The sequence below is a fragment of the Flavobacterium fluviatile genome, from assembly GCF_010645065.1.
GTDB lineage: Bacteria > Bacteroidota > Bacteroidia > Flavobacteriales > Flavobacteriaceae > Flavobacterium > Flavobacterium fluviatile.
Map to the genome: position 1 here is coordinate 23,720 of NZ_JAADZW010000027.1, position 22,105 is coordinate 45,824.

Annotated in this window: 18 protein-coding genes; 2 read left to right on the forward strand and 16 right to left on the reverse strand. The window is 34.1% G+C overall.

The genetic code is table 11. The features are described from left to right. Position 1: 1 nt before the first annotated feature. From GXM17_RS18895 to GXM17_RS18950, 12 genes are all read right to left on the reverse strand, one after another. The gene (locus GXM17_RS18895; RefSeq protein WP_163401107.1) at positions 2-1,588 is read right to left on the reverse strand and encodes a sensor histidine kinase; all 1,587 of its coding nucleotides are present in this window, start codon (positions 1,586-1,588) and stop codon (positions 2-4) included. A gap of 59 nt (positions 1,589-1,647) precedes the next feature. Further along, complete coding sequence (coaE, locus tag GXM17_RS18900) at positions 1,648-2,244, reverse strand: dephospho-CoA kinase (RefSeq protein WP_163401108.1); 597 nt, start codon at positions 2,242-2,244, stop codon at positions 1,648-1,650. 1 nt (position 2,245) lies between these two features. After that, positions 2,246-3,244, reverse strand: coding sequence for a glycosyltransferase family 2 protein (locus tag GXM17_RS18905; protein ID WP_163401109.1), 999 nt, complete (start codon positions 3,242-3,244; stop codon positions 2,246-2,248). A gap of 125 nt (positions 3,245-3,369) precedes the next feature. Then, a complete protein-coding gene (fabV, locus tag GXM17_RS18910) occupies positions 3,370-4,560 on the reverse strand; it encodes an enoyl-ACP reductase FabV (RefSeq protein ID WP_163401110.1) in 1,191 nt (396 codons plus the stop codon). A 19-nt stretch (positions 4,561-4,579) separates the two neighbouring features. Next, entirely contained in the window at positions 4,580-5,101 is a 522-nt protein-coding gene (locus GXM17_RS18915) for a hypothetical protein (RefSeq protein WP_163401111.1), read from the reverse strand. A gap of 12 nt (positions 5,102-5,113) precedes the next feature. Then, positions 5,114-6,766, reverse strand: coding sequence for a DNA repair protein RecN (gene recN / locus GXM17_RS18920; RefSeq protein ID WP_163401112.1), 1,653 nt, complete (start codon positions 6,764-6,766; stop codon positions 5,114-5,116). 37 nt (positions 6,767-6,803) lie between these two features. Continuing rightward, entirely contained in the window at positions 6,804-7,688 is an 885-nt protein-coding gene (porD, locus tag GXM17_RS18925) for a type IX secretion system protein PorD (protein WP_163401113.1), read from the reverse strand. Beyond that, a complete protein-coding gene (coaBC, locus tag GXM17_RS18930; RefSeq protein WP_163401114.1) occupies positions 7,681-8,892 on the reverse strand; it encodes a bifunctional phosphopantothenoylcysteine decarboxylase/phosphopantothenate--cysteine ligase CoaBC in 1,212 nt (403 codons plus the stop codon). Before coaBC ends, porD begins: the two co-directional genes overlap by 8 nt. Before the next feature lie 9 nt (positions 8,893-8,901). Next, on the reverse strand, positions 8,902-9,219 hold the full coding sequence (locus GXM17_RS18935) for a DNA-directed RNA polymerase subunit omega (RefSeq protein WP_007807938.1): 318 nt from the start codon (positions 9,217-9,219) through the stop codon (positions 8,902-8,904). 8 nt (positions 9,220-9,227) lie between these two features. Continuing rightward, positions 9,228-10,022, reverse strand: a complete 795-nt coding sequence (locus GXM17_RS18940) for an outer membrane protein assembly factor BamD (protein WP_163401115.1) — start codon at positions 10,020-10,022, stop codon at positions 9,228-9,230. Between the two features lie 136 nt (positions 10,023-10,158). After that, positions 10,159-11,040, reverse strand: a complete 882-nt coding sequence (gene dapA / locus GXM17_RS18945; RefSeq protein WP_163401116.1) for a 4-hydroxy-tetrahydrodipicolinate synthase — start codon at positions 11,038-11,040, stop codon at positions 10,159-10,161. A 17-nt stretch (positions 11,041-11,057) separates the two neighbouring features. After that, entirely contained in the window at positions 11,058-11,570 is a 513-nt protein-coding gene (locus tag GXM17_RS18950; protein ID WP_163401117.1) for a DUF6913 domain-containing protein, read from the reverse strand. Positions 11,571-11,617: 47 nt separating this feature from the next. Here GXM17_RS18950 and GXM17_RS18955 point away from each other — a divergent pair, with 47 nt between their 5' ends. Together GXM17_RS18955 and GXM17_RS18960 are read left to right on the forward strand one after the other, a co-directional pair. After that, positions 11,618-12,397, forward strand: coding sequence for a 5'-nucleotidase C-terminal domain-containing protein (locus GXM17_RS18955; RefSeq protein ID WP_163401118.1), 780 nt, complete (start codon positions 11,618-11,620; stop codon positions 12,395-12,397). A gap of 50 nt (positions 12,398-12,447) precedes the next feature. Then, positions 12,448-13,359, forward strand: coding sequence for a bifunctional metallophosphatase/5'-nucleotidase (locus GXM17_RS18960; RefSeq protein WP_163401119.1), 912 nt, complete (start codon positions 12,448-12,450; stop codon positions 13,357-13,359). Between the two features lie 83 nt (positions 13,360-13,442). On the opposite strand, the gene ligA is transcribed toward GXM17_RS18960, so the two are convergent. From ligA to GXM17_RS18980, 4 genes are all read right to left on the reverse strand, one after another. Further along, positions 13,443-15,446 carry an NAD-dependent DNA ligase LigA gene (gene ligA, locus GXM17_RS18965; protein ID WP_163401120.1) on the reverse strand — a complete coding sequence of 668 codons (2,004 nt, stop codon included), beginning with the start codon at positions 15,444-15,446 and terminating at the stop codon, positions 13,443-13,445. Between the two features lie 246 nt (positions 15,447-15,692). After that, positions 15,693-17,627: an OmpA family protein gene (locus GXM17_RS18970; RefSeq protein ID WP_163401121.1), complete on the reverse strand. Its 1,935-nt coding sequence runs from the start codon at positions 17,625-17,627 to the stop codon at positions 15,693-15,695. Between the two features lie 12 nt (positions 17,628-17,639). Continuing rightward, positions 17,640-18,572: a PorP/SprF family type IX secretion system membrane protein gene (locus GXM17_RS18975; RefSeq protein WP_163401122.1), complete on the reverse strand. Its 933-nt coding sequence runs from the start codon at positions 18,570-18,572 to the stop codon at positions 17,640-17,642. Positions 18,573-18,613: 41 nt separating this feature from the next. Further along, a partial coding sequence (locus GXM17_RS18980; RefSeq protein ID WP_163401123.1) for a T9SS type B sorting domain-containing protein occupies positions 18,614-22,105 on the reverse strand: 3,492 nt, incomplete at its 5' end.

Here is a 22,105-nt window from a genome sequence, read left to right on the forward strand (position 1 = left end):
TTTAATTTATTAGTGGTATTTTTATTATGAAGGTACTACCTTTTCCCTTTTCGCTTTCTACATAAACCTGACCGTTGTGATCTTCAACAATTCTTTTTACATAAGCAAGACCTAAACCATGACCCTTTACATTATGTAAATCGCCTGTGTGCTCTCTGTAAAATTTTTCAAAAACCCTTTTTTGAGCTACTTTACTCATTCCTAAACCATTATCCTTAACCTTTATCAGAATCATGTCTTTAACGTTCTCTGTAAAAACTTCTATTTCTGGAACATTTGGAGAATATTTTATCGCATTTTCTAAAATATTTACCAGTACATTTGTAAAATGAACTTCATTAACCAGACAAGTAGTCCTTGCTGCATTATAATGTTTTACAATTGTACCATTCTTGTCTTCTAAAATTAAATTAACATGCTCAATTGCATCATCTATGATATCATGAATTACATTAGGTTCTTTACTGATATCTAGTTCTTTTTTCTCGAGTTTAGAGATTCGGAGTACATTTTCAACCTGAGCATGCATTCTTTTATTTTCATCCCTAATCATTTGAAGATAACGATATACCTTTTCCTTGTCTTCTATAATTTTGGGGTTGCGTATTGCATCAAGAGCTAAATTTATTGTAGCAATTGGAGTTTTAAACTCATGCGTCATATTGTTTATAAAATCTGTTTTTATTTCAGATATTTGCTTTTGACGAATTAGCTGATTTAAGGCACTTGTATAAGCGATTATGATAATTAGTGTAAAAATTATAGACAGTATCGTAATACTTACCAACTGCGACAATAAAAATTTCTTTTTGTTCGGAAAAGTAACTGATAATTCATATTTGCTATTTCCTTCATTATCTGAAAAAATAGGAATATTATAAGTTGCATCTTTATCAAAATGAAACCCTTCAGATTTTATTTTTGTGGGACTCCCGCTATTATAAATTCCGAATTCAAATTTTGTCTTAACTCCATGCTTGGCCAGTTCATTTTTTAAAATGTTTCGCAACCTTTCTTTCGTAATCCTTTCATCTATTGGCAATGCAGCAGCATAGTCTTTATATGAAATTTGCAATTGAGCTTTATTTAAAATATCTAAATTGCCGTCTATTTCAATTTTTTTGTCCGGAATAGTACTCTGATTTAAATCTGGATTGTCAATGACACTATTGCTATTGTAAATTTCAGTTAACCTTTTAGAACTAAAACTCTTAAAACCATCCGAACTGAATTTTTTATTAAATACAGATCCATTAATATCATATTTTTCAGAACTAATACTGTTTTTATAAACTATAGTTTTGTTTGTTTTTGTATTTCTTTGAACAAATAAAATTTCTAATAAATCTTCTTTTTGAGGGATTTTCCCGGTACTGTCTTTTATATGATTGATTTTATCATAAAAGCTATACTCTTCCTGTTGTTCAAGCTCATCAGAGACATTGCTGATTACTTGGGTAACGTGATATTTAAACTGTTCATCATTATTTTCAAATGACGAATTGAACCAATATACCTGAACCAGAATTATACCAATTAAGGACAAACTCATTAACAAAACAAGTATTCTAAAAAATAATTTATTCATCGAAGCAAAATTAATATTTTAACAATATACTAAATAATACATTAACCAAATATTAACATTTAAGAATGATTTTGTTTAATATTTAAAATTTTAAGAATTTTAACAACTTCTTCTTTTGCTTTTTTAAGATTATCATTAGTTATAACAAAATTACTTTTCAGGATACGCTCTTCGTCTTTCCATTGCATTTTCATTCTGCTTAAGACCTGCTCTCTGCTTGTTTTATCACGATTAATAACTCTTTCAATTCTTATTTCTTCAGGAGCTGTAACTGTTATGATTATATCACAATCTTTGTATCGGCCGCTTTCAAACAAAATTGCGGCTTCATAAATTATATATTCATAGTTTTTATTCTTTTGAAGCCATTTCTCGAAATCTTTTTTTACCGCAGGATGTATAATTGAGTTTAACTGATTTAGCTTTTCACTGTTATTGAAAACAATCTCCGCTAATTTTGCGCGGTTCAGGACTTCATTTTCAAATAAAAAATCACCAAAAACAGCTTTAATTTCTGAGATTACAGGCTTTGACTGCATTATTTTTTTGGCTTCGTTGTCAGCGATATATACCGGAACACCGGCTTCTGCAAAAAAATTGGCAATAGTTGTTTTTCCGCTACCTATTCCACCTGTCAAACCAATAATCTTTGTCATATTATAATTTGAAAAACATATAAGGAAAAGCTTCCTGAGGTTTTCTCTTTAAAAGAATAATTTTTACAAAAGATTCTAAAAAGCCTGTTCCATAACCATAAAATTGTTTCCAAACAGCAATTACAGAAAGATATCCAATTTTAACACTCTTATTACTAATACCAGATGTAAGAAAAATTATAATGAAATATACAAAATATATTTGTAATAAAATATCAAAATTAAAAATTAACAATAAAAAAGCTAATAATAAGCCTAACATAAAAAAGGCAGGAAAGAAAAAAGTCAATTTATTATGTTCTGGGTACCAACTATTTAGAATAGGTCTTGCTTTCCCAAATTTGTTTACCTGAATTGAGAATTTCTCCCAGTCTATTCTTCGTTTATGATAAACAAATGCTTTAGGGAACAATCTGGTTTCGAAACCTAAATTCCATAGTCTTATAGACAAATCCGGATCTTCACCAGGATGAATATTCCCAAAGCCGTTTGATGCTTCAAAAGCTTTTTTTGAAATCCCCATATTGAAACTTCTTGGCTGGAATTTATCAATTTTTTCAGAACCACCACGAATTCCACCGGTAGTTAAAAAAGAAGTCATAGCAAAATTAATTGCCTTTTGTATGTCTGAAAAGCTATCCAAAGCCTTATCCGGTCCACCAAAACAATCAACATATTCCCTATCTAATTCTTTTCGAACTTCTGTCAGATAGTTTGAAGGAATAATACAATCAGAATCGAAAATAATAAAATAATTACCTATTGCTTTTATCATACCAAAATTCCTGGAATCTCCCGGTCCTGAGTTAGGCTTAAAATAGTATGATATATTTAGCTTTCCCTGGTATTTCATTACCACACTTTTGCAAGGAATTGATGATCCGTCTTCAATAAGAACAATTTCAAAAGCTTCATTATAATCGGATTTCGTTAAACTTTCTAAAAGCTCATCTACTTCATCGGGACGGTTATACACGGGTATAATTAAAGAAAAAACCATAATAGATTATGTGTGGAATTAGGTACAGTTTTTATAATTTCAAATTTTGCGCAAAGATAAGTTTTATTCATAAAAAAACCACCAACTTTAGGTTGATGGTTTTCATTTATAATGATTTAAATAAATTATTTGATACTTTCTACATGAACCATTTCATTTGCTTCTGCTTTATAATCTACTCCTGCTAATTCAAATCCAAACAGATTTAAGAAATCATTTTTGTACCCTTCTAAATCCCCAATAGCAGGCAATGTTTCTGTGGTAGTTTCTAACCATAGTTTAGCCACATCTGCCTGAACATCTTCGCGCATTTCCCAATCATCAATCCTGATTCTCCCTTTTTCATCTGTAGCAATTTCAGATCCGCTATACAATCTGTCTTTAAACAAACGCTGAATCTGCTCAATACATCCTTCATGAATTCCTTTTTCTTTCATCACTTTATACAAAAGAGAAATATACAAAGGAACAACAGGAATTGCCGAACTTGATTGTGTTACCAAAGCTTTATTAACAGAAACATAAGCTTTTCCTCCTATAGATTTCAAACTGTCTGCAATAGTAAACGCTGTAGCTTCTAAATCGTCTTTTGCACGACCAATGGTTCCTTTACGGTAAACTGCCTCAGTCAATTCTGGTCCGATATACGAATACGCAATTGTTGTAGCGCCATCAGCCAATAAATTTTCGTTTTTTAAAGCCTCAATCCACATAGCCCAGTCATCACCCCCCATCACTTCCACTGTATTAGCAATATCTTCCTCGTTAGCAGGAGCTATTGAAACCTCAGAAACTTTTCCTGTATGGAAATCAACAGTTTTATTAGTATATGTTTGTCCAATTGGTTTTAAAACTGAGCGATGTGTAACTCCTGTTTTAGGATTTGTACGTACCGGAGAAGCCAAACTATAAATTACAAGATCTACTTGCCCTAAGTCTGCTTTTATCAAATCTAATGTCTCTCTTTTTACTTCATTTGAAAAAGCATCTCCATTGATACTTTTTGCATATAATCCCGCTTTATGAGCTTCTGATTCAAAAGCGGCTGAATTGTACCAGCCTGGTGTAGCAGTTTTACCTTCAGCTGAAGGCTTTTCGAAAAACACACCAATAGTTGCTGCATCTGACCCAAAAGCACTTGTAATTCTTGAAGCTAATCCAAAACCGGTTGAAGCACCAATTACCAATACTTTTCTGGCTCCTTCAATAGGCCCTTTTGATTTGATATATTCAATTTGATTTTTAACATTTTGCTCGCATCCTTTTGGGTGTGATGTCAAACAAATAAATCCTCTCATTCTAGGTTCTATAATCATCTTGTAATTATTTATTGTATTAATTGAATTTCAGTTTTAATTTTTCAAAAATAGACATTTTATCCTTAACCCTTTTCATGTTTGCATTCATATTGTCTATAAAGCCAGGATTTAAAGCATTTTTCTTTGCAGATTTATAGTAATTGTAAGCAGCTATATATTGACTCTCATACTCGGCCATCCTTCCTAATTCACTATTATATGATGAGGAATCAAAATTTTCGAGAGTCTGCATTGTAAAGCTAATATGCTCTCTCGCATCCTCATACCTGCCGATATCAATAAGCAGATAAGTATAGTTCAAATAAGGTGCAGGATATTTCGGTTCAAATTTCATTGCCAGTTTATAGTGATAAATTCCTTTATCATAATTACTAAGTTTATTGTAGTAAATCCATCCCAAATGATTATGTGCTTTACCAAAATCAGGGTATTGAGATAATATTTCCTCAAGCAATTCCTTTCCGTCGGCAATGTTTCCGTCAGAGATCAGTGAATCCGCTTTTATAAATTGATTTTCGTAATAACTCAGGCTTTCCATTTTTTTGTATTCTTAATTAAGTAATTGCTTTGCATGATTCAATGCTGAATCAGAAATATTTGCCCCTGAAAGCATTTGAGCAATTTCTATAACTCTCTCCTGCTGAGACAATAATTTCAGTTCTGACTGTGTATCATCACCAACTGTAGATTTTGATACTTTAAAATGAGAATCACCTTTTGCAGCAATCTGAGGTAAATGTGTAATGGCAAATATCTGCATTTTACAGCTCATTTCTTTCATTATTTCGCCCATTCTGATAGCGATTTCTCCTGAAACACCAGTATCTATTTCATCAAAAATCAAAGTGGGTAATTTAGAATATTGAGCCAAAATGGCTTTTACCGTCAGCATTATACGTGACATTTCACCACCTGAAGCCACTTTTTTCAGTAAGCCAAAGTCAGCTCCTTTATTCGCAGAAAACAAAAACTGTAATTCATCTTTTCCATTTAGAAAATAGGCATCAGATGGAGTTAGTTCCATTTTGAACTGAGCATTTGGCATTCCCAAAGTTTCTAATATTGAAATTAACTGTTTCGATAAAACCGGAATTGCTTCTTTTCTATTTTGATGAATTTTAGCTGAAAGCAGATCTAACTCTTCTGTTTTTTGTTTAATTGATGTCAACAGAATTGCTATTTCTTCTTCAATATTACCTAATTCCAATACAGAATTTTCCAAGTTTGACTGAATTTGCAACAATTCATCAACATTAGTTACCTGATGCTTTTTCTGCAAATTATAAATCAACTGTAATTTCTGACTGACTAATTCCAATTTCTCGGGATCATTTAACAATTTATCAGCTGCATTTTGCAATTCTTTTGAAACATCATCAAATTCAATAGCTACACTTGTAACTCTTTCAAATAAATTTTGATACTCTGATGAAAAAGCTGCTATTTTCTGCAATGAAGTCTTAATCTCATTCAAATTATGAAAAACACCAAATTGCTCTTCATTTGCAATTGCAAGTGATTTATCAATTGATTCTTTAATTATTTCAACATTATTCAGTTTTTCAAAATCAGCCTCCAGTTCTTCCTGTTCTCCTGATTTTAATTTGGCGGCAACCAGTTCATTCAATAAAAAAGTATTGTATTCCTGCTCCTTGCCTGCATCACTTTGTTTTTTAAGTAATGCATTTAATTTTGATTTATCTGTTTTATATACTTTGAGTAATTTTTGATAAGAATCTATAATTTCTGAATTTTGAGCAATTGCGTCAATTATTTTAAACTGTACACCTTCATCAGAGAGTTCCTGGGTTTGCTGTTGCGAATGAATATCAATCAAAAACACACTCAGATTCTGTAATTCCTGAAGATTTACCGGGCTATCATTAATAAATGCACGTGATTTACCAGAAGGCAAAATTTCACGTCTGATAATTGTTTCATCTTCATAATCCAGATCATTTGCTTCAAAAAACTCTTGTAGATTATATTTGGAAATCTCAAACTGTGCTTCAATTACACACTTCTCTTCCTTATTCTTAAGTGATGTCAAGTCAGCTCTTTTTCCTAAAACCAGACCCAAAGCTCCTAAAATAATGGATTTACCAGCTCCGGTTTCTCCGGTTATTATAGAAAACCCTTTCGAAAAATCTATAGAAAGTTTTTCAATTAATGCATAATTTTTAATTGACAGCGAAGTAATCATATAGTTTTTAAAAGTAAAATTATTGAAGTAAATTCAGTTAGTATTTAATTTGAGACCATTTTGTAGTATTCAGAGGTGAAACCCTGTTTAAGTTTTCTACTAAATCTGTAATTATAATACTTGGTCCCCCTGAAAAAACAGATACTATCTCATCTGATTTTGCATCAAAAAATACTCTTGTCAAAAAGGCATTTGGCTTAACAGAATTTAATTTACCAATTAACATTAAGGACGATTTTATTTTCTCTTTTGCCTCTTTTAAATCCTGGCTCATTATATCTAAACCTGAAAAATAAAGGAAAGTAGTTTGTCTCAGGTCAGAATAAACCGGAGCAGCCATATCGTTTATCAGAAAATAACGATTTTGAAGACCATCGGCCTGAGTCCATCCTTTAGAACCTCCCTGCTGAGCTACATTGGCAATATTTTGGGCAGTTTCAAAATAAGGATTTCCTCCTGCAAACTGAAATGTATCACCATCCATTCCTAAAATCATATAACTGTAAAAGGAAATTACTGACACTAAATTAGATTCAAATGTAGTTGGATTGTATAATAAAGGTTCAAACTCAGTATACCTGAAATTAAAATCTTTATCGTTAAAATTAAAAACAGGTGAAGAATAAGTAGAATTATAGATTAACCTTGACGACTGTACTTGTATAGTTCCTGAAAACTGATCAGAATTATGAGAAAAAAGCGTAATATACATGGAACAGTTAATGCGCTCATTTTGTTTTAAAACAGCGCCCATCCAATCCGTTTTATTCACAAACTCAGAGAGAGAAGCCTGCAGCGTTTTATACACCTGAAGATTGGGGTTTGGCAATCTTTCCGTATTTATCGTAACCGTACAATTTAACTGTTGTGCCTGCCCAAAACTAAAAAACAAAAACGCTAAAAAAGTAACTAATTTATACATAAAAATGTTCTATAACTTTGTTTAAAATATCAACCGCAACAGACTCTTTTGATTTTAAGTCCATTGGTTCAATTCTAAATTCCTTATCTATAAAAGTAACTTTATTAGTTGGCAGTTGAAAACCTGCTCCTTTATCCTGCAATGAATTTAAAACAATCAAATCTAAGTTTTTTTTCTGGATTTTCAACTTAGCATTTTCGATTTCATTTTCAGTTTCCAAAGCAAAACCAATTAAAAACTGATCTTTTTTAATTTTTCCTAAAGAGAATAATATATCTTTTGTTTTTTCAAGTTCGATCGAAAATTCATCAGCGGCTTTTTTAATCTTCTGAACAGCAAACACTTTTGGTTTGTAATCTGCTACTGCCGCAGCTGCAATAGCTACATCTGTATCATTAAAATACAAATGGCAGGCATCGTACATTTCCTGAGCAGAAACTACATTAACAACCTCAATCAATGAGTCTTCAATCTTCAAATTTGTTGGTCCCGAAACCAATACCACAGAAGCACCCAGATTAGCTGCTGCTTTTGCAATATCATACCCCATTTTTCCTGAAGAATGATTTCCAATAAAACGAACCGGATCTATCGCTTCGTATGTTGGACCGGCTGTTATTAGTATTTTTTTTCCTTTTAACGGCAGTTTACTTTCTAAATCAGCTTCTAAAAAAGCAACTATATTTTCAGGCTCAGCCATTCTTCCTTCTCCAGACAAACCACTTGCCAACTCACCTTTTTCAGCCGGAATCATTATATTTCCAAACTGATTTAAAGCATTAAAACTGGATAAAGTAGAAGGATGTTTGTACATATCCAAATCCATTGCCGGAGCAAAATAAACAGGACATTTAGCAGATAAATAAGTAGCAATTAAAAGATTATCACTGTTTCCCGTTACCATTTTTGATAAGGTATTGGCAGTAGCAGGAGCAATTAACATTAGATCAGCCCAGAGTGCCAAATCAACATGATTGTTCCAGACAGCATCCTGATCGTCTTCATTAAAGAAACTGGAATGTACAGGATTTTTTGATAAAGTAGATAACGTAAGCGGAGTTACAAAATCCTTAGAAGCAGGTGTCATGATCACCTGGACATGTGCACCTGCTTTTATAAAGAGTCGTACTAATGAGGCTGTTTTATAGGCTGCAATTCCACCGGAAATCCCCAGTAAAATTTTCTTCCCGTTTAAAACTGACATTGTACTATATTATTTGTTTGAACCTCTGTGGTAAGTTTTACCGTCTAACCATTCCTGAACAGCTAAAGCGTGTGGTTTTGGTAATTTTTCGTAAAATTTAGAAACTTCAATTTGTTCTTTATTTTCAAAAACTTCTTCAAGACTGTCATTGTAAGTCGCAAATTCTTCTAATTTCTCAGTTAATTCTTTTTTAATTTCAGAATTAATCTGGTTTGCTCTTTTAGCCATAATGGTAATTGCCTCATACACATTTCCTGTTGGCTCTTCAATAACTGTTTTGTTGTAAGTTATTGTATTTACAGGAGCATTCGTCTTTTTTAAATCCATGACTTTATTTATTTAGTAAATTTTTGTAAATCTGTTTCAACTCTGGCATTCATTTCGTCTGCCTGTTTTTTATATTTTGTGTCGCTTTTAAACTTTAATAAGTTATTGTAAGCTACCTTTGCTACGTTTAAACGTTCCTCCATTTTTTGAGGAATACTGTTAATTGCCAATTGATATGCTGAATCATATTTATAAAACAATGCATCTTCCTTAAAAGGAGTTCCCGGATAATCTGCAATAAAGTTATCAAAAGCTACTAATGCCGATTTATAATCTGAAATAGTATTATAACCTTTAGCATTTTCATAAGCCTTTTTTTCAAGTTTTCCGCTTAATAACTTAACAGCTTCATTTGCCTGAGCAATATATTCTGAATTTGGATAGTTATCAATAAAAGCCTGTAATTTATCTAATGCTTTAACTGTATCTGTCTGATCTAAACTATATACCGGAGCTAATTTTGAATAACTGTAAGCTCCTAAAAATGCAGCTTCCTGAACTTTTTCACTTCGTGGATAACCGGAAACAAAACTTTCAAACTGGTAACCCGCTAAATAATACTGTTTTGTTTTATAATAAGACTGGGAAAACATATAAAACAGCTTTTCTGCCTGAGGCTTCCCTCTGTAGGAAGGCGCTAATTGCTCAAAAAGTCGAATTGCTTTGTTATACTTCCCTGCCTCATACATTTTTGTTGCAATTTCAAACTTTGCTGCAACATCTTCATTTTTCAATGCCTTCTGATAATCACTACAAGAGCAAAAAAGGGCAATAACAACTAACAGCGATACTATTTTTTTCATTTTCTTACTTTTATTATGATTTCTGAGACAAATTATGCCAAAGCAAAATCACACCGAAGTTTCGGTGGCAAATTTAGTTATTAATTTAGCTACTACAAAATATTTTTTGATACAATAAAATATGGAGATTTTTATTTTATTTTAATGCTGATTTTACAAATTTATCTAACCTTTCTGCCAGCGATTCATCAACCGAAACCAATGGCAAACGAACTGTATTATCAGCAATTCCTAAAGACTGGAATACATGTTTGATTCCGGCAGGATTTCCCTGTTCAAAAATCATATCAATACAATCAGACAAAAAGTATTGTGTTTTGAAAGCTTCATTTACTTTTCGGTTCAGACCTAAACGAATCATTTCTGAAAATTCTTTTGGAAATCCCTGACCAATAACAGAGATCACGCCTGCTCCACCTGCCAAAACTATTGGCAAAGCGATCATATCGTCTCCTGAAATTACTAGAAAATCTTTTGGTGCATTTTTAATCAATTGCAAAGCCTGAGCCATGTCTCCCGCAGCTTCTTTTATTGCAACAACATTCTCAAAATCATTTGCAAGACGAATAACTGTTGAAGGTGCCATATTGCTTGATGTTCTTCCCGGAACATTATATAAAATTACCGGAACCGGAGAAGCTTCTGCAATTGCTTTAAAATGTTGATAAATTCCTTCTTGTGTAGGCTTGTTATAATATGGAGAAACAGAAAGAATAGCTTCAAATGCTGAGAAATCCCTTGTTTTTAATTCTTCAACCACCTGCATCGTATTATTACCCCCAACTCCAAGAACTAAAGGCAATCTTCCGTTATTAACTTCAATCACAGTATTAATAACTAACTCTTTTTCAGACATGGTCAAAGTTGCATTTTCAGCAGTTGTACCCATAACAACAAGATATTCAACCCCTCCATCAATCGAAAAATTAACGATTCGCTGTAAGGCTTCGATATCAATTGAAAAATCTTTTTTAAATGGAGTGACAAGGGCAACACCAGTTCCTATTAATGATTGCATATTCTAAATTATATTTTTTATTTTATACTTCTTAAATACTTAAACAATTCAAAAACGAATAGCTTATAATTTTCTAAAGCTGTATTTATCATCCAACGATTTATATTTTTATCTATCGATGCAAATCCAACTTTAAATCTTGCTTTTGATTGGTTAGTAATGAGTTTCAAAATCGGTTTTTGAACATCATAATAACTAATTAAAAGATCAAATTCTGTTTCAATAAATTCAGCCAAAAAAGGCACTTTAACATCTCCTCTCCAGTCTACATGTTTTTTCCCAAAAGTCAGAAACGAGTATTCTTTCTTGTCCTTAAATTTATTTCTATACACAACAATTTTAATTCTTTCAGAATCAATTCCATTAGAAATCAATTCTTTTATCAATGCCTTTGAATGCCTGAAATTACTCTCATCAATCAACAAGCCAATTGTCTGTATATTACTGGTAAAAACTTCCTTTTTTACATTATGAAAATTATTTTTTAATGTTTTTTTTATGAAAAAATCCTTCAAATAATTTAAAAACATACTACTTTTACCAGATTACAAAATTAATTATTTAAGTCGCATTTAAGATGGCAAAACTAAAAAAGTATAACGGATTTTTAAAACTTTTTGTTATATTCTTAACACTTTTTTTAATATTTTCATGCAGCAATAAATACTACAACTTGACTAAGGTAGAAGGGAAACAGCTTCCTGTTACCGAAAAAGACAGTCAGACCCCTGAAATTGAAAATTTCATTAAACCTTATCGCGATCATATTAATAAAGACTTAGACAATGTATTGGCCTATTGTCCTGAAACACTTGATAAAAGCACAGGAAAATGGCAAACCAGTATAGGTAACCTAATGGCTGATATTTGTTTCCAAAAAGGAAATCAGGTTTTTAAATCCCGGGAAAAAAAAGACATCGATTTATGTTTTTTAAATCATGGCGGAATCAGGGCTATATTGCCTGAGGGAAATATAACAACAAGAACTGCTTTCGAAATTATGCCTTTTGAAAACAATTTAGTTGTCCTTGCTTTAAAAGGCGGTCAGATTCCTGAAATGACTTCTTATATTATTAAAGAGAAAAAACCACATCCCTTAGCCGGAATGACTTTTACCATTTCAAAAGACAATACTGCCAAAAATATTCAGATTCAGGGAAAGCCGCTTGAAACCAATAAAACGTATTATGTTGCCACAAACGATTATCTGGCAAATGGAGGTGATAGCATGAATTTTTTCCTCAAAGCTGTTCAGAAATATGATTTGGATTATAAACTCAGAAATGTACTGATTGATTATTTTAAAGAAGTGGATACGATTCCGGTTCCAAAAGATATTCGAATTAAAGAAGAATAATCAGATTAATCCAAAATAAAAATACAAGCGTTTTCGCAAAAACATACACAATGAAAAGAAGAGAATTTATCGAAAAAACCGCTGCCGGTACCGCTCTATTAAGTTTAGGTCTATCATTGAGCAGTTTTGAAACAAATGACATAAAACATCTGACTGTTTTACATACCAACGATGTGCACAGCCATATAGATCCTTTTCCGGCTGATGACCCACGCAACCCTAACAAAGGCGGAGTATCACGCCGTGCAGCACTCATTGAAACGATTCGAAAAGAAAATCCAAATGTGCTTTTACTGGATGCCGGCGATATTTTTCAGGGAACTCCTTATTTTAATTATTATGGAGGAGAACTTGAATTTAAGCTCATGAGCATGATGAAATATGATGCTTCAACCATTGGAAACCACGATTTTGACAATGGCCTTGACGGATTATATGCCCAAATGCCGCACGCCAGTTTTGAATTCATCTGTTCTAATTATGATTTTAAAAACACAATCATGAACGGACTTGTAAAACCGTATAAAATCTTCAATAAAAACGGAATTAAAGTTGGCGTTTTTGGATTAGGAATTGAGCTTGAAGGATTGGTTGACAAAAAAATGTACAAGGAAACCGTTTACAATAATCCTGTGGAAATTGCTAAGGACATGGCTCAATTACTAAAAAAAGAAGAAAAATGCGACCTAGTTATTTGCCTTTCGCATTTGGGTTACAAATACAAAGACGACGCATCAAAAATCTGTGATTTGAAATTAGCCGAATTGACACAGGACATTGACATGATTATTGGCGGACACACGCATACTTTTTTAGACAAGCCTACAATTGTAAAAAACAAAGCGGGCGAAGATGTTATGGTAAATCAGGTGGGATGCTACGGAATAAATTTAGGACGAATCGATTTTTATTTCGATAAGAATAAATCACATACCAATCAGGCAAAATCAATTATCGTATAATTTTTATCTCTTTAAAAATTTATCGATTTTATAAGTGTAACCTACAAAATCGATAAATTAAAATAAATTACGGCGAAAATTTATTAACCCTCGTTTAATTTGCTGATAAATTCTTCTTCAGATAATATTGGAATATTTAATTTATTTGCTTTTTCTAATTTTGCCGGCCCCATATTATCTCCGGCTACTACAAAATCTGTTTTTGCAGAAATGGAGCTTCCTACTTTTCCGCCGTTATCTTCTATGGTCTTCTTTAGTTCATCTCTCGAAAACTGAGCAAAAACACCAGAAACTACAAATGTTTTTCCAATAAATTTTTCGGTTGCATTCGGATTTATATTTTCAACAATTTCAAACTGAACACCATAATTTTTTAATCGTTCAATTATCTTTTGGTTTTCTTCATTCTCAAAAAACTCGATTACGCTTTTTGCAATTCTCTCTCCAATTTCATCCACTAAAATCAAATCCATTAATGAAGCTTTGCTCAGTGCATCGATATTTTTGTAATGTCTGGCTAGTTTTTTGGCAACAGTTTCTCCAACAAAACGAATACCAAGTGCAAACAATACACTTTCAAATGGAATTTCTTTTGATTTTTCAACGCCGTTTACCAGATTTTCAGCAGATTTTTGCGCCATTCTTTCCAGATGCAAAATATCTTCTACTTTTAATTCATACAAATCGGCATAATTGTGAACCAAATCGTTTTTGAAAAGCAATGTAACCGTTTCTCCTCCAAGCCCTTCAATATCCATGGCTTTTCTTGAAATATAATGCTGTACCCTGCCTATAATCTGAGGAGGGCATCCATAGAAATTAGGACAGTAATGATTCGCTTCTCCTTCGTTTCGGACTAACTCTGTCTGACATTCCGGGCAATGTGTAATGTAATTTGTAGGTTGTGAATTTTCAGGACGTTGTTCTAAATCCACAGCTATAATTTTTGGAATAATTTCGCCTCCTTTTTCTACAAAAACAGTATCATTAACTCGAATATCTAATTTTTCGATTTGATCAGCATTATGCAAAGAAGCTCTTTTTACAATCGTTCCTGCCAATTGTACAGGTTCCAGATTTGCAACCGGAGTAATAGCTCCTGTTCGCCCGACCTGATATGAAATCGACTTTAATTTGGTCGAAACCTGTTCAGATTTGAATTTGTAGGCAATTGCCCAGCGTGGTGATTTTGCTGTGTAACCCAGTTCTTCCTGATGGCGAAAACTATTTACTTTTACAACCACACCATCTGTTTCGTAAGGTAATTTGTGTCGATGAGAATCCCAATAATCAATAAAATCGAAAACTTCCTGCATCTTATTGGCTAATTTTGCTTCACTGGGTACTTTAAATCCCCAGTCTCTTGCAGATTGCAATCCTTCTATTTGAGAAGAGAAAGGTAAATTAGTGCTTGTTACCGAATATAATAAACATTCTAAAGGACGTTTGGCTACCTCAGCACTATCCTGCAGTTTTAAACTTCCCGAAGCGGTATTTCTCGGATTCGAATAAGGTGTTTCACCGATTTCAATCAATTCCTGATTCATTTTTTCGAAACCTTTTAAAGGCAGGATAATTTCGCCTCGAATATCAAATTTATCAGGATAATTTCCTTTTAATTTTAACGGGATTGATCTAATCGTTTTGATATTATTTGTTACCTCATCCCCCTGAAAACCGTCTCCGCGCGTTAAAGCCTGAACTAATTTTCCGTTTTCGTAGGTAATACTTATTGAGGCACCGTCATATTTTAATTCGCAAGTATATTGTAAATCCACATTTCCCAGCACCCTCTGAATTCGATTTTCCCAATCTAATAAATCTTCTTTCGAATAAGAGTTGTCCAAAGAATACATTCTGAACTGGTGTGCAATCGTTTTAAAATTTTTGGTGACCGTCCCTCCAACACGCTGAGTTGGAGAATGCTCATCAAAAAATTCAGGGTATTTGTTTTCTAAATCCTGAAGTTCTTTCAGTTTAAGATCAAAGTCATAATCAGAAATTGTTGCATCATCAAGTACATAATAATTGTAATTGTGCTGATTAAGTTCGTTTCGTAAATTCTGAATTGTCTCCTGAATACTCATAAATATTAAAAATAGTGCTAATTATAATGTATAAAAACCGAATCTCAAAATTAGGATTATTTTTTATTGCAGAATATTAAAATCCAAAAGTTTTAAAAAATCAAAAATCAAGTTGCAAATCATGCAACTTGATTTTCTTATTGTCCATTATTCATAAAAAAGATTTAAATAAAACCAGCTTCCAAATGGTTTTAAGTTCTATACTTTTAAAATTGATAATCAACAATCAAATTAAAACACTTAAATTTATTTCTGAATAATAATGAAATCAGAACGTCTGTTTAACAAATGTTCTTCTTCCGTACATTTAACCCCATTTTTACAATTATTAATTAACCGGCTTTCGCCATAGCCAATAGCACTCTCTATCCTTGAAGCATCTATATGTTGCGAAATAATATAATCTCTTGTTGATTTTGCCCTGTTGTCAGAAAGTTTCAGGTTATAAGAATCTTTTCCCCGCGAGTCCGTATGTGATTCAATTTTGATGCGGATGTTTGGGAATTTTTGCATGATAAAAACCACTTTAGATAATTCTTCTACAGCTAAAGGTGTTATATCATATTTATCGTAATCAAAATAAATCGGTTTTACATCTACCTTTTCAACCCCTTTTTTCTTCACCACCAAATCATCATAGTTGCTCAGTTCAAAATTGACATTTGGAATCTCTCCTTCGTTTTCTGATGTGGTTTCTACTGTTTTTTCATCGCTGGCATAATTGGGTTTTGCTGCAATCATTTTCACCGTTTTTCCGCACGGAACAGTCAAAGCATATTTACCTTCAAAATTTGTTTTTGTTTCGCCCAGAATATCACTAAAAGAATTGTATCCCATGATTACAACATCTGCGAGAGGCAGTTTTGTTTTCCGGTCAACTGCCATTCCTGAAATTGTCTGATTGCAATCCGGGTCTTTTTTTGTAAAAGAATAAATATCATCATCGCCCTTTCCTGCCTCTCTGTTAGAAGACAAATAACCAAAATGACCTGTTTTGTCTATTATAAAAGCAAAATCATCCTTATTACTGTTTATTGGCGCGCCCAGATTTTTGGGATCTGAAAAACTTCCGTCAGATAAAAATTTACTTTCGTAAACATCCAGATCTCCCCATCCGTAATGCCCGTCAGAAGAGAAATAAAGTACCCCTTTGCTGAAAAAAGGAAAAAGATCATTACCAATAGTATTAATTTTCGGGCCTAAATTTACAGGAGAACTCATTGTGCCGTCAGGGGCAATTTTCACATAATACAAATCGGTTTCCCCATATCCGCCAGGCATATCCGATGCAAAGAAAAGCCATTTACCGTCTTCACTCAATGATGGATGCCCAACGGAATACTCTTCACTGTTAAAAAATACTTTTTGTGGATTTTCAAGTTTATTATCCACAATAGAACCCTTAATAATTTGAAAATTATTAGTTTTTGTTTCGTCTATAACCAATTTATTTTTTTTGACGATATTGGTCGAATAATAAATTGTTTTTCCATCGGCATCAAAAGTGGCTGTCGCTTCATGATATTTAGTCATTACATTTGGCAAAAATACGGTCTCATTAAACAAACTTCCATCGGCAGCATTTCTTTCAGACACATATAAATTAAGGAAAGGCTGATTGTTCCAGGTGTACAACTTTTCACTGAATTTTGTTGTATCCCTCGCCGAAGTAAAAACAATTTTTTCCTGAAAAAATGTTGCTCCAAAATCAGATTTACTGGTATTGATATCCAGATTTTTAATTTCGTAGAGCGATTTCACTTTAGATAAGCTGTCCATTTGTTTTTTCTGGGTGAGATATCTGTTAATTTCGTTTTTATCCCCTTTTTTGTCCAGATATTCTTTTGTAACCCTGTTTGCTTCATCATAATCCATTACGGCTTTCATTGATTGAATGTAACGCAGATAATAGATGTCCGTTAAATTATTCCCTTGTACTTCATATAATTTTCTGTACCATTTAAGTGCATTTCGGGAGTCAGAAATAAAATAATAAGAGTCGGCTGCATTCTTAATGGTTTGTGTGGAAGGTTTTTTTATGTTCTGCAAGATTTCTTCATACGCTTTTGAAGCATCAGCATACGAGTAGTTTTTAAACAATGCATCGGCCTTTTTTAAATTAGTCTGAGCAAAACAAACCGTAAAGCTCAAAACCAGACTTAGGATATATAGTTTTTTCATAAGGTTTATTTTTTAAAAGAATCTTGGAGACTTGATTCTGCTTTGATTTTTGTTGAATTGATATTTCAGTATAAATTCATGCGTACCATCATTATACTTATTCAGTTGACTTGTTGTGTAATCAAAAGCATATCCGATGTAAAAGCTTTTTGATATCTGAAAACCTGCCAGAATACTTACAGAATCATCGGTACGATAAGAACCTCCGATAACGAATTTTTCGTAAAGCATGAAGTTTGCAGAAACATCAGCGGTAAGAGGAGCTCCACTCACTGCTTTTACTAAAAATGCAGGCTTGAATTTTAAATTTGGATTCAAATCAAACACATAACCACCCATTAAATAATAATGTAAACGATCATAGCTTACAGATTCCTGAACATCATCATAATAATCATTTTCGATAAAGCTTGGAATTGAAAAACCTAAATACCATTTATCGGTATAATAATAAATCCCGGCTCCAACTGCTAACTTCATCTGATTGTCAATATTTTGATTCAGCAGAACGTCATTAGGATCGTAATATTTTCCTTTAGTCCAGTCGATATTTAACATTCGCATACCGGCTTTTAAACCAAAGGCCAGTCTTTTTTCATAACCTAATGCAAGCGAATATGAAAAATTACCATCAAGGTATAATTCGTCAGAAGGGCCAATTTTGTCATTAACAGCACTTAATCCTAAACCAATCTTTTCGTTTCGGAGCGGTGCGTGAATAGAAAACGACTGTGTTTCGGGGGCTCCGGAAATGCCAACCCATTGTGAGCGATGTAGAAGTGTAGCTTCCAGAACACCGGTAGACCCGGCATAAGCCGGATTTACCGCCATAGTGTTATACATGTATTGTGTATATTGAGGATCCTGTTGTGCATTTGTACTAAATGTGATAATAGAGCATATTAAGATTAAATACGTTTCTAGTGATTTTATATATAGTTTCATAACGATACTTATTTAGTTAATTTAATTGACGTTAATAGTGATTATCTCATTATAGATAACCATCCTTTTTTAATTTTTCCGTCACCAATATCTATCACATAAAAATAAGTACCGGTTGGCAGCATATCCCCTCTGTTTATAACTCCCGATACATTAGCTGTTCCATCCCAATCATTTTCATAACCTCTTTTAATGTACACCAAAGCTCCATATCTGTTAAAGACTTTTAATTCATTATTTGGATAAGATTCGATACAATCAATTCTGAAAAGATCATTTGCTCCATCATTATTTGGCGTGAACTCATTGTAAACTGTTAAACAAATTGGCTCTATAGTCGCTGAAGCTGTGTTATTTGTTAGATCAATATCTAAAGGAGTCGAAATTTCGATAGTGGCTACATTTAGATAAGTCCCATTTGGTAATACAATTACTCTAATTTCAAGAGTTTCGCTTTCTCCCGGATTTAAAGTTGGAATTGTCCATATCTGAGAAGCATCATACACTCCTGTTGATGAAGAAGACGATACAAATTCATATCCGCTTGGAATTAAATCACTAACAAGTGTATTAAGAATAGTTCCCTGACCAACATTATTTACAGTTATGGTAAATACTATCTCCTCTCCAAAATTAGGAGTTGGATTACTAACCGTATTCGTTATGGTAAGATCTGAACATGTAGCTACTGTTACATTCAAAGTTTTTGTAGTAGTTTCATCGCATGTATTGATGTACGTTACCGAAACTGTTCCCGGACCAACATCAGACCATGAAATTGTTGCGGATCCATCAGCAGCACCACCACCGGAAGTTATTGTTCCGTTAGTAACAGACCATACATAATTTGATTTTCCGTTAGCTATTGAATAAGTCACTCCCTGAAAAACACATGGCGTATCATCTGTGGAAGTTATTTGCGCCAATGCATCATTTTCAAAACTAATCGCTATTGCCAGACGTGTCGCATTTGTACAGCCATTTGTCGTATTACTAAGCAATGTAGCATAATAAGTTGTAGCTGTAAGCGGCGTATTTGCTGCTAATGGTGTTCCTCCTATTGGATTACTATACCAAACTACATTAGACTCATTTACCTGAATATTGGCAATGGTAGGAGTTTTAGATAAACAAAACTTTTGCGCTGTATTTATTGTAGTAACCACTCCTGGAGTATTTACATTTACTGTAACAACTAATCGAACAGAATTTTCACAACCAGTTACACTTGAAATAGCTCCATAATAAAGTCCTGAAGTCAAAGCTGTTGTTGGTGCTAATGGTGTTCCTCCACTTGGATTGCTGTACCAAACAACATTTGATTCATTAACCTGAATATTAGCAACTGTTGGTGCATTCAATGAACAGAAGTTTTGAGTTGCCGAATTTGTAGTTGGCGTTGCTGACGGATTATTAATTGTCACATTTACCTGCAGTCTCGTATTACTTTGACAGCCTGTCATCGGATTCAAGATAGCTCCATAATAAATCCCGTTTACTAAAGCTGTTGTCGGAGCTAATGCTGTTACTCCTGTTAATGTATCATACCAGACTACATTGGATTCATTCACCTGAATATTAGCTACAGTAGGAGAACTTGAAATACAGAAATCTTGTGTTGTATCCGTAGTCGTTGGTGTTAATGGATTAGTAACAGTTATCGTAACCTCTAATCTTACAGCACTTTCACAACCTGTTACCGGATCTAAAATAGCTCCAAAATAAGTTCCGTTTGCTAAAGTGGTTGTTGGCGCAATTGCTGTGGTGCTGGTCAATGAATCGTACCAAACCACATTGGACTGATCTACCTGAATATTGGCAACTGTCGGCGCATTCGCTAAACAGAAATCCTGTGTTGCATCTGCTGTTGTTGGTGTACCAGGATCGTTGATTGTAACAGTAACCTGTAATCTCACAGCGCTTTCACAATTGGTTACCGGATCTAAAATGGCTCCATAATAAATTCCGTTTGCCAAAGCTGCTGTTGGTGCAATTGCTGTCGTGCTGGTCAAGGAATCGTACCAAACCACATTGGATTCATTCACCTGAATAGTGGCAACTGTCGGTGCATTTACTAAACAGAAATCCTGTGTTGCATCTGCGGTAGTCGGTGTGCCCGGATCGTTGATTGTTACAGCAACCTGTAACCTAACTGCGCTTTCACAATTGGTTACCGGATCTAAAATGGCCCCAAAATAAGTTCCGGTTGTCAAAGCGGTTGTCGATGCAATAGCTGTCGTGCTGGTCAATGAATCGTACCAAACCACATTGGTTTCGTTTACCTGAATATTGGCAACTGTAGGCGCATTCGCTAAGCAGAAATCCTGCGTTGCATCTGCGGTAGTCGGTGTACCCGGATCGTTGATTGTAACGCCAACCTGTAATCTTACAGCACTTTCACAACCTGTTACCGGATCTAAAATGGCCCCAAAATAAGTTCCGTTTGCCAAAGCGGTTGTTGGTACAATAGCTGTTGTACTTGTCAATGAATTGTACCAAACCACATTGGACTGATCTACCTGAATATTGGCAACTGTCGGCGCATTCGCTAAACAGAAATCCTGTGTTGCATCTGCTGTTGTTGGTGTACCAGGATCGTTGATTGTAACAGTAACCTGTAATCTCACAGCGCTTTCACAATTGGTTACCGGATCTAAAATGGCTCCATAATAAATTCCGTTTGCCAAAGCTGCTGTTGGTGCAATTGCTGTCGTGCTGGTCAAGGAATCGTACCAAACCACATTGGACTGATTTACCTGAATATTGGCAACTGTCGGCGCATTCGCTAAGCAGAAATCCTGAGTTGCATCTGCGGTAGTCGGTGTACCCGGATCGTTGATTGTTACAGCAACCTGTAATCTTACAGCACTTTCACAATTGGTTACCGGATCTAAAATCGCTCCAAAATAGGTGCCGTTTGCTAAAGCGGTTGTCGGCGCAATGGCTGTTGTGCTGGTCAAGGAATCGTACCAAACCACATTGGTTTCGTTTACCTGAATATTGGCAACTGTCGGCGCATTCGCTAAACAGAAATCCTGTGTCGCATCTGCGGTAGTCGGTGTACCCGGGTCATTTATGGTAATGGTTACTGCCAGACGAACTGAACTTTCACAACCTGTTACCGGATCTAAAATGGCCCCAAAATAGGTGCCGTTTGCTAAAGCGGTTGTCGGCGCAATGGCTGTTGTGCTGGTCAAGGAATCGTACCAAACCACATTGGTTTCGTTTACCTGAATATTGGCAACTGTCGGCGCATTCGCTAAGCAGAAATCCTGTGTCGCATCTGCGGTAGTCGGTGTACCCGGATCGTTGATTGTTACAGCAACCTGTAATCTCATAGCGCTTTCACAACCTGTTACCGGATCTAAAATAGCTCCAAAATAAGTTCCGTTTGCTAAAGCGGTTGTTGAGGCAATTGCCGTGGTGCTGGTCAGTGAATCGTACCAAACCACATTGGTTTCGTTTACCTGAATATTGGCAACTGTCGGCGCATTCGCTAAACAGAAATCCTGTGTCGCATCTGCTGTTGTTGG

Excerpts from the sequence above, each read along its gene's own strand:
- fabV (WP_163401110.1), bottom strand. The coding sequence starts at position 4,560 with ATGATTATAGAACCTAGAATGAGAGGATTTATTTGTTTGACATCACAC.
- dapA (WP_163401116.1), bottom strand. The coding sequence starts at position 11,040 with ATGCAATCATTAATAGGAACTGGTGTTGCCCTTGTCACTCCATTTAAA.
- porD (WP_163401113.1), bottom strand. The coding sequence starts at position 7,688 with ATGTATAAATTAGTTACTTTTTTAGCGTTTTTGTTTTTTAGTTTTGGG.
- GXM17_RS18975 (WP_163401122.1), bottom strand. The coding sequence starts at position 18,572 with ATGAAACTATATATAAAATCACTAGAAACGTATTTAATCTTAATATGC.
- recN (WP_163401112.1), bottom strand. The coding sequence starts at position 6,766 with ATGATTACTTCGCTGTCAATTAAAAATTATGCATTAATTGAAAAACTT.
- GXM17_RS18955 (WP_163401118.1), top strand. The coding sequence starts at position 11,618 with ATGGCAAAACTAAAAAAGTATAACGGATTTTTAAAACTTTTTGTTATA.
- GXM17_RS18960 (WP_163401119.1), top strand. The coding sequence starts at position 12,448 with ATGAAAAGAAGAGAATTTATCGAAAAAACCGCTGCCGGTACCGCTCTA.
- coaBC (WP_163401114.1), bottom strand. The coding sequence starts at position 8,892 with ATGTCAGTTTTAAACGGGAAGAAAATTTTACTGGGGATTTCCGGTGGA.
- GXM17_RS18970 (WP_163401121.1), bottom strand. The coding sequence starts at position 17,627 with ATGAAAAAACTATATATCCTAAGTCTGGTTTTGAGCTTTACGGTTTGT.
- GXM17_RS18905 (WP_163401109.1), bottom strand. The coding sequence starts at position 3,244 with ATGGTTTTTTCTTTAATTATACCCGTGTATAACCGTCCCGATGAAGTA.
- ligA (WP_163401120.1), bottom strand. The coding sequence starts at position 15,446 with ATGAGTATTCAGGAGACAATTCAGAATTTACGAAACGAACTTAATCAG.
- coaE (WP_163401108.1), bottom strand. The coding sequence starts at position 2,244 with ATGACAAAGATTATTGGTTTGACAGGTGGAATAGGTAGCGGAAAAACA.
- GXM17_RS18895 (WP_163401107.1), bottom strand. The coding sequence starts at position 1,588 with ATGAATAAATTATTTTTTAGAATACTTGTTTTGTTAATGAGTTTGTCC.
- GXM17_RS18940 (WP_163401115.1), bottom strand. The coding sequence starts at position 10,022 with ATGAAAAAAATAGTATCGCTGTTAGTTGTTATTGCCCTTTTTTGCTCT.
- GXM17_RS18950 (WP_163401117.1), bottom strand. The coding sequence starts at position 11,570 with ATGTTTTTAAATTATTTGAAGGATTTTTTCATAAAAAAAACATTAAAA.
- GXM17_RS18915 (WP_163401111.1), bottom strand. The coding sequence starts at position 5,101 with ATGGAAAGCCTGAGTTATTACGAAAATCAATTTATAAAAGCGGATTCA.
- GXM17_RS18935 (WP_007807938.1), bottom strand. The coding sequence starts at position 9,219 with ATGGATTTAAAAAAGACGAATGCTCCTGTAAATACAATAACTTACAAC.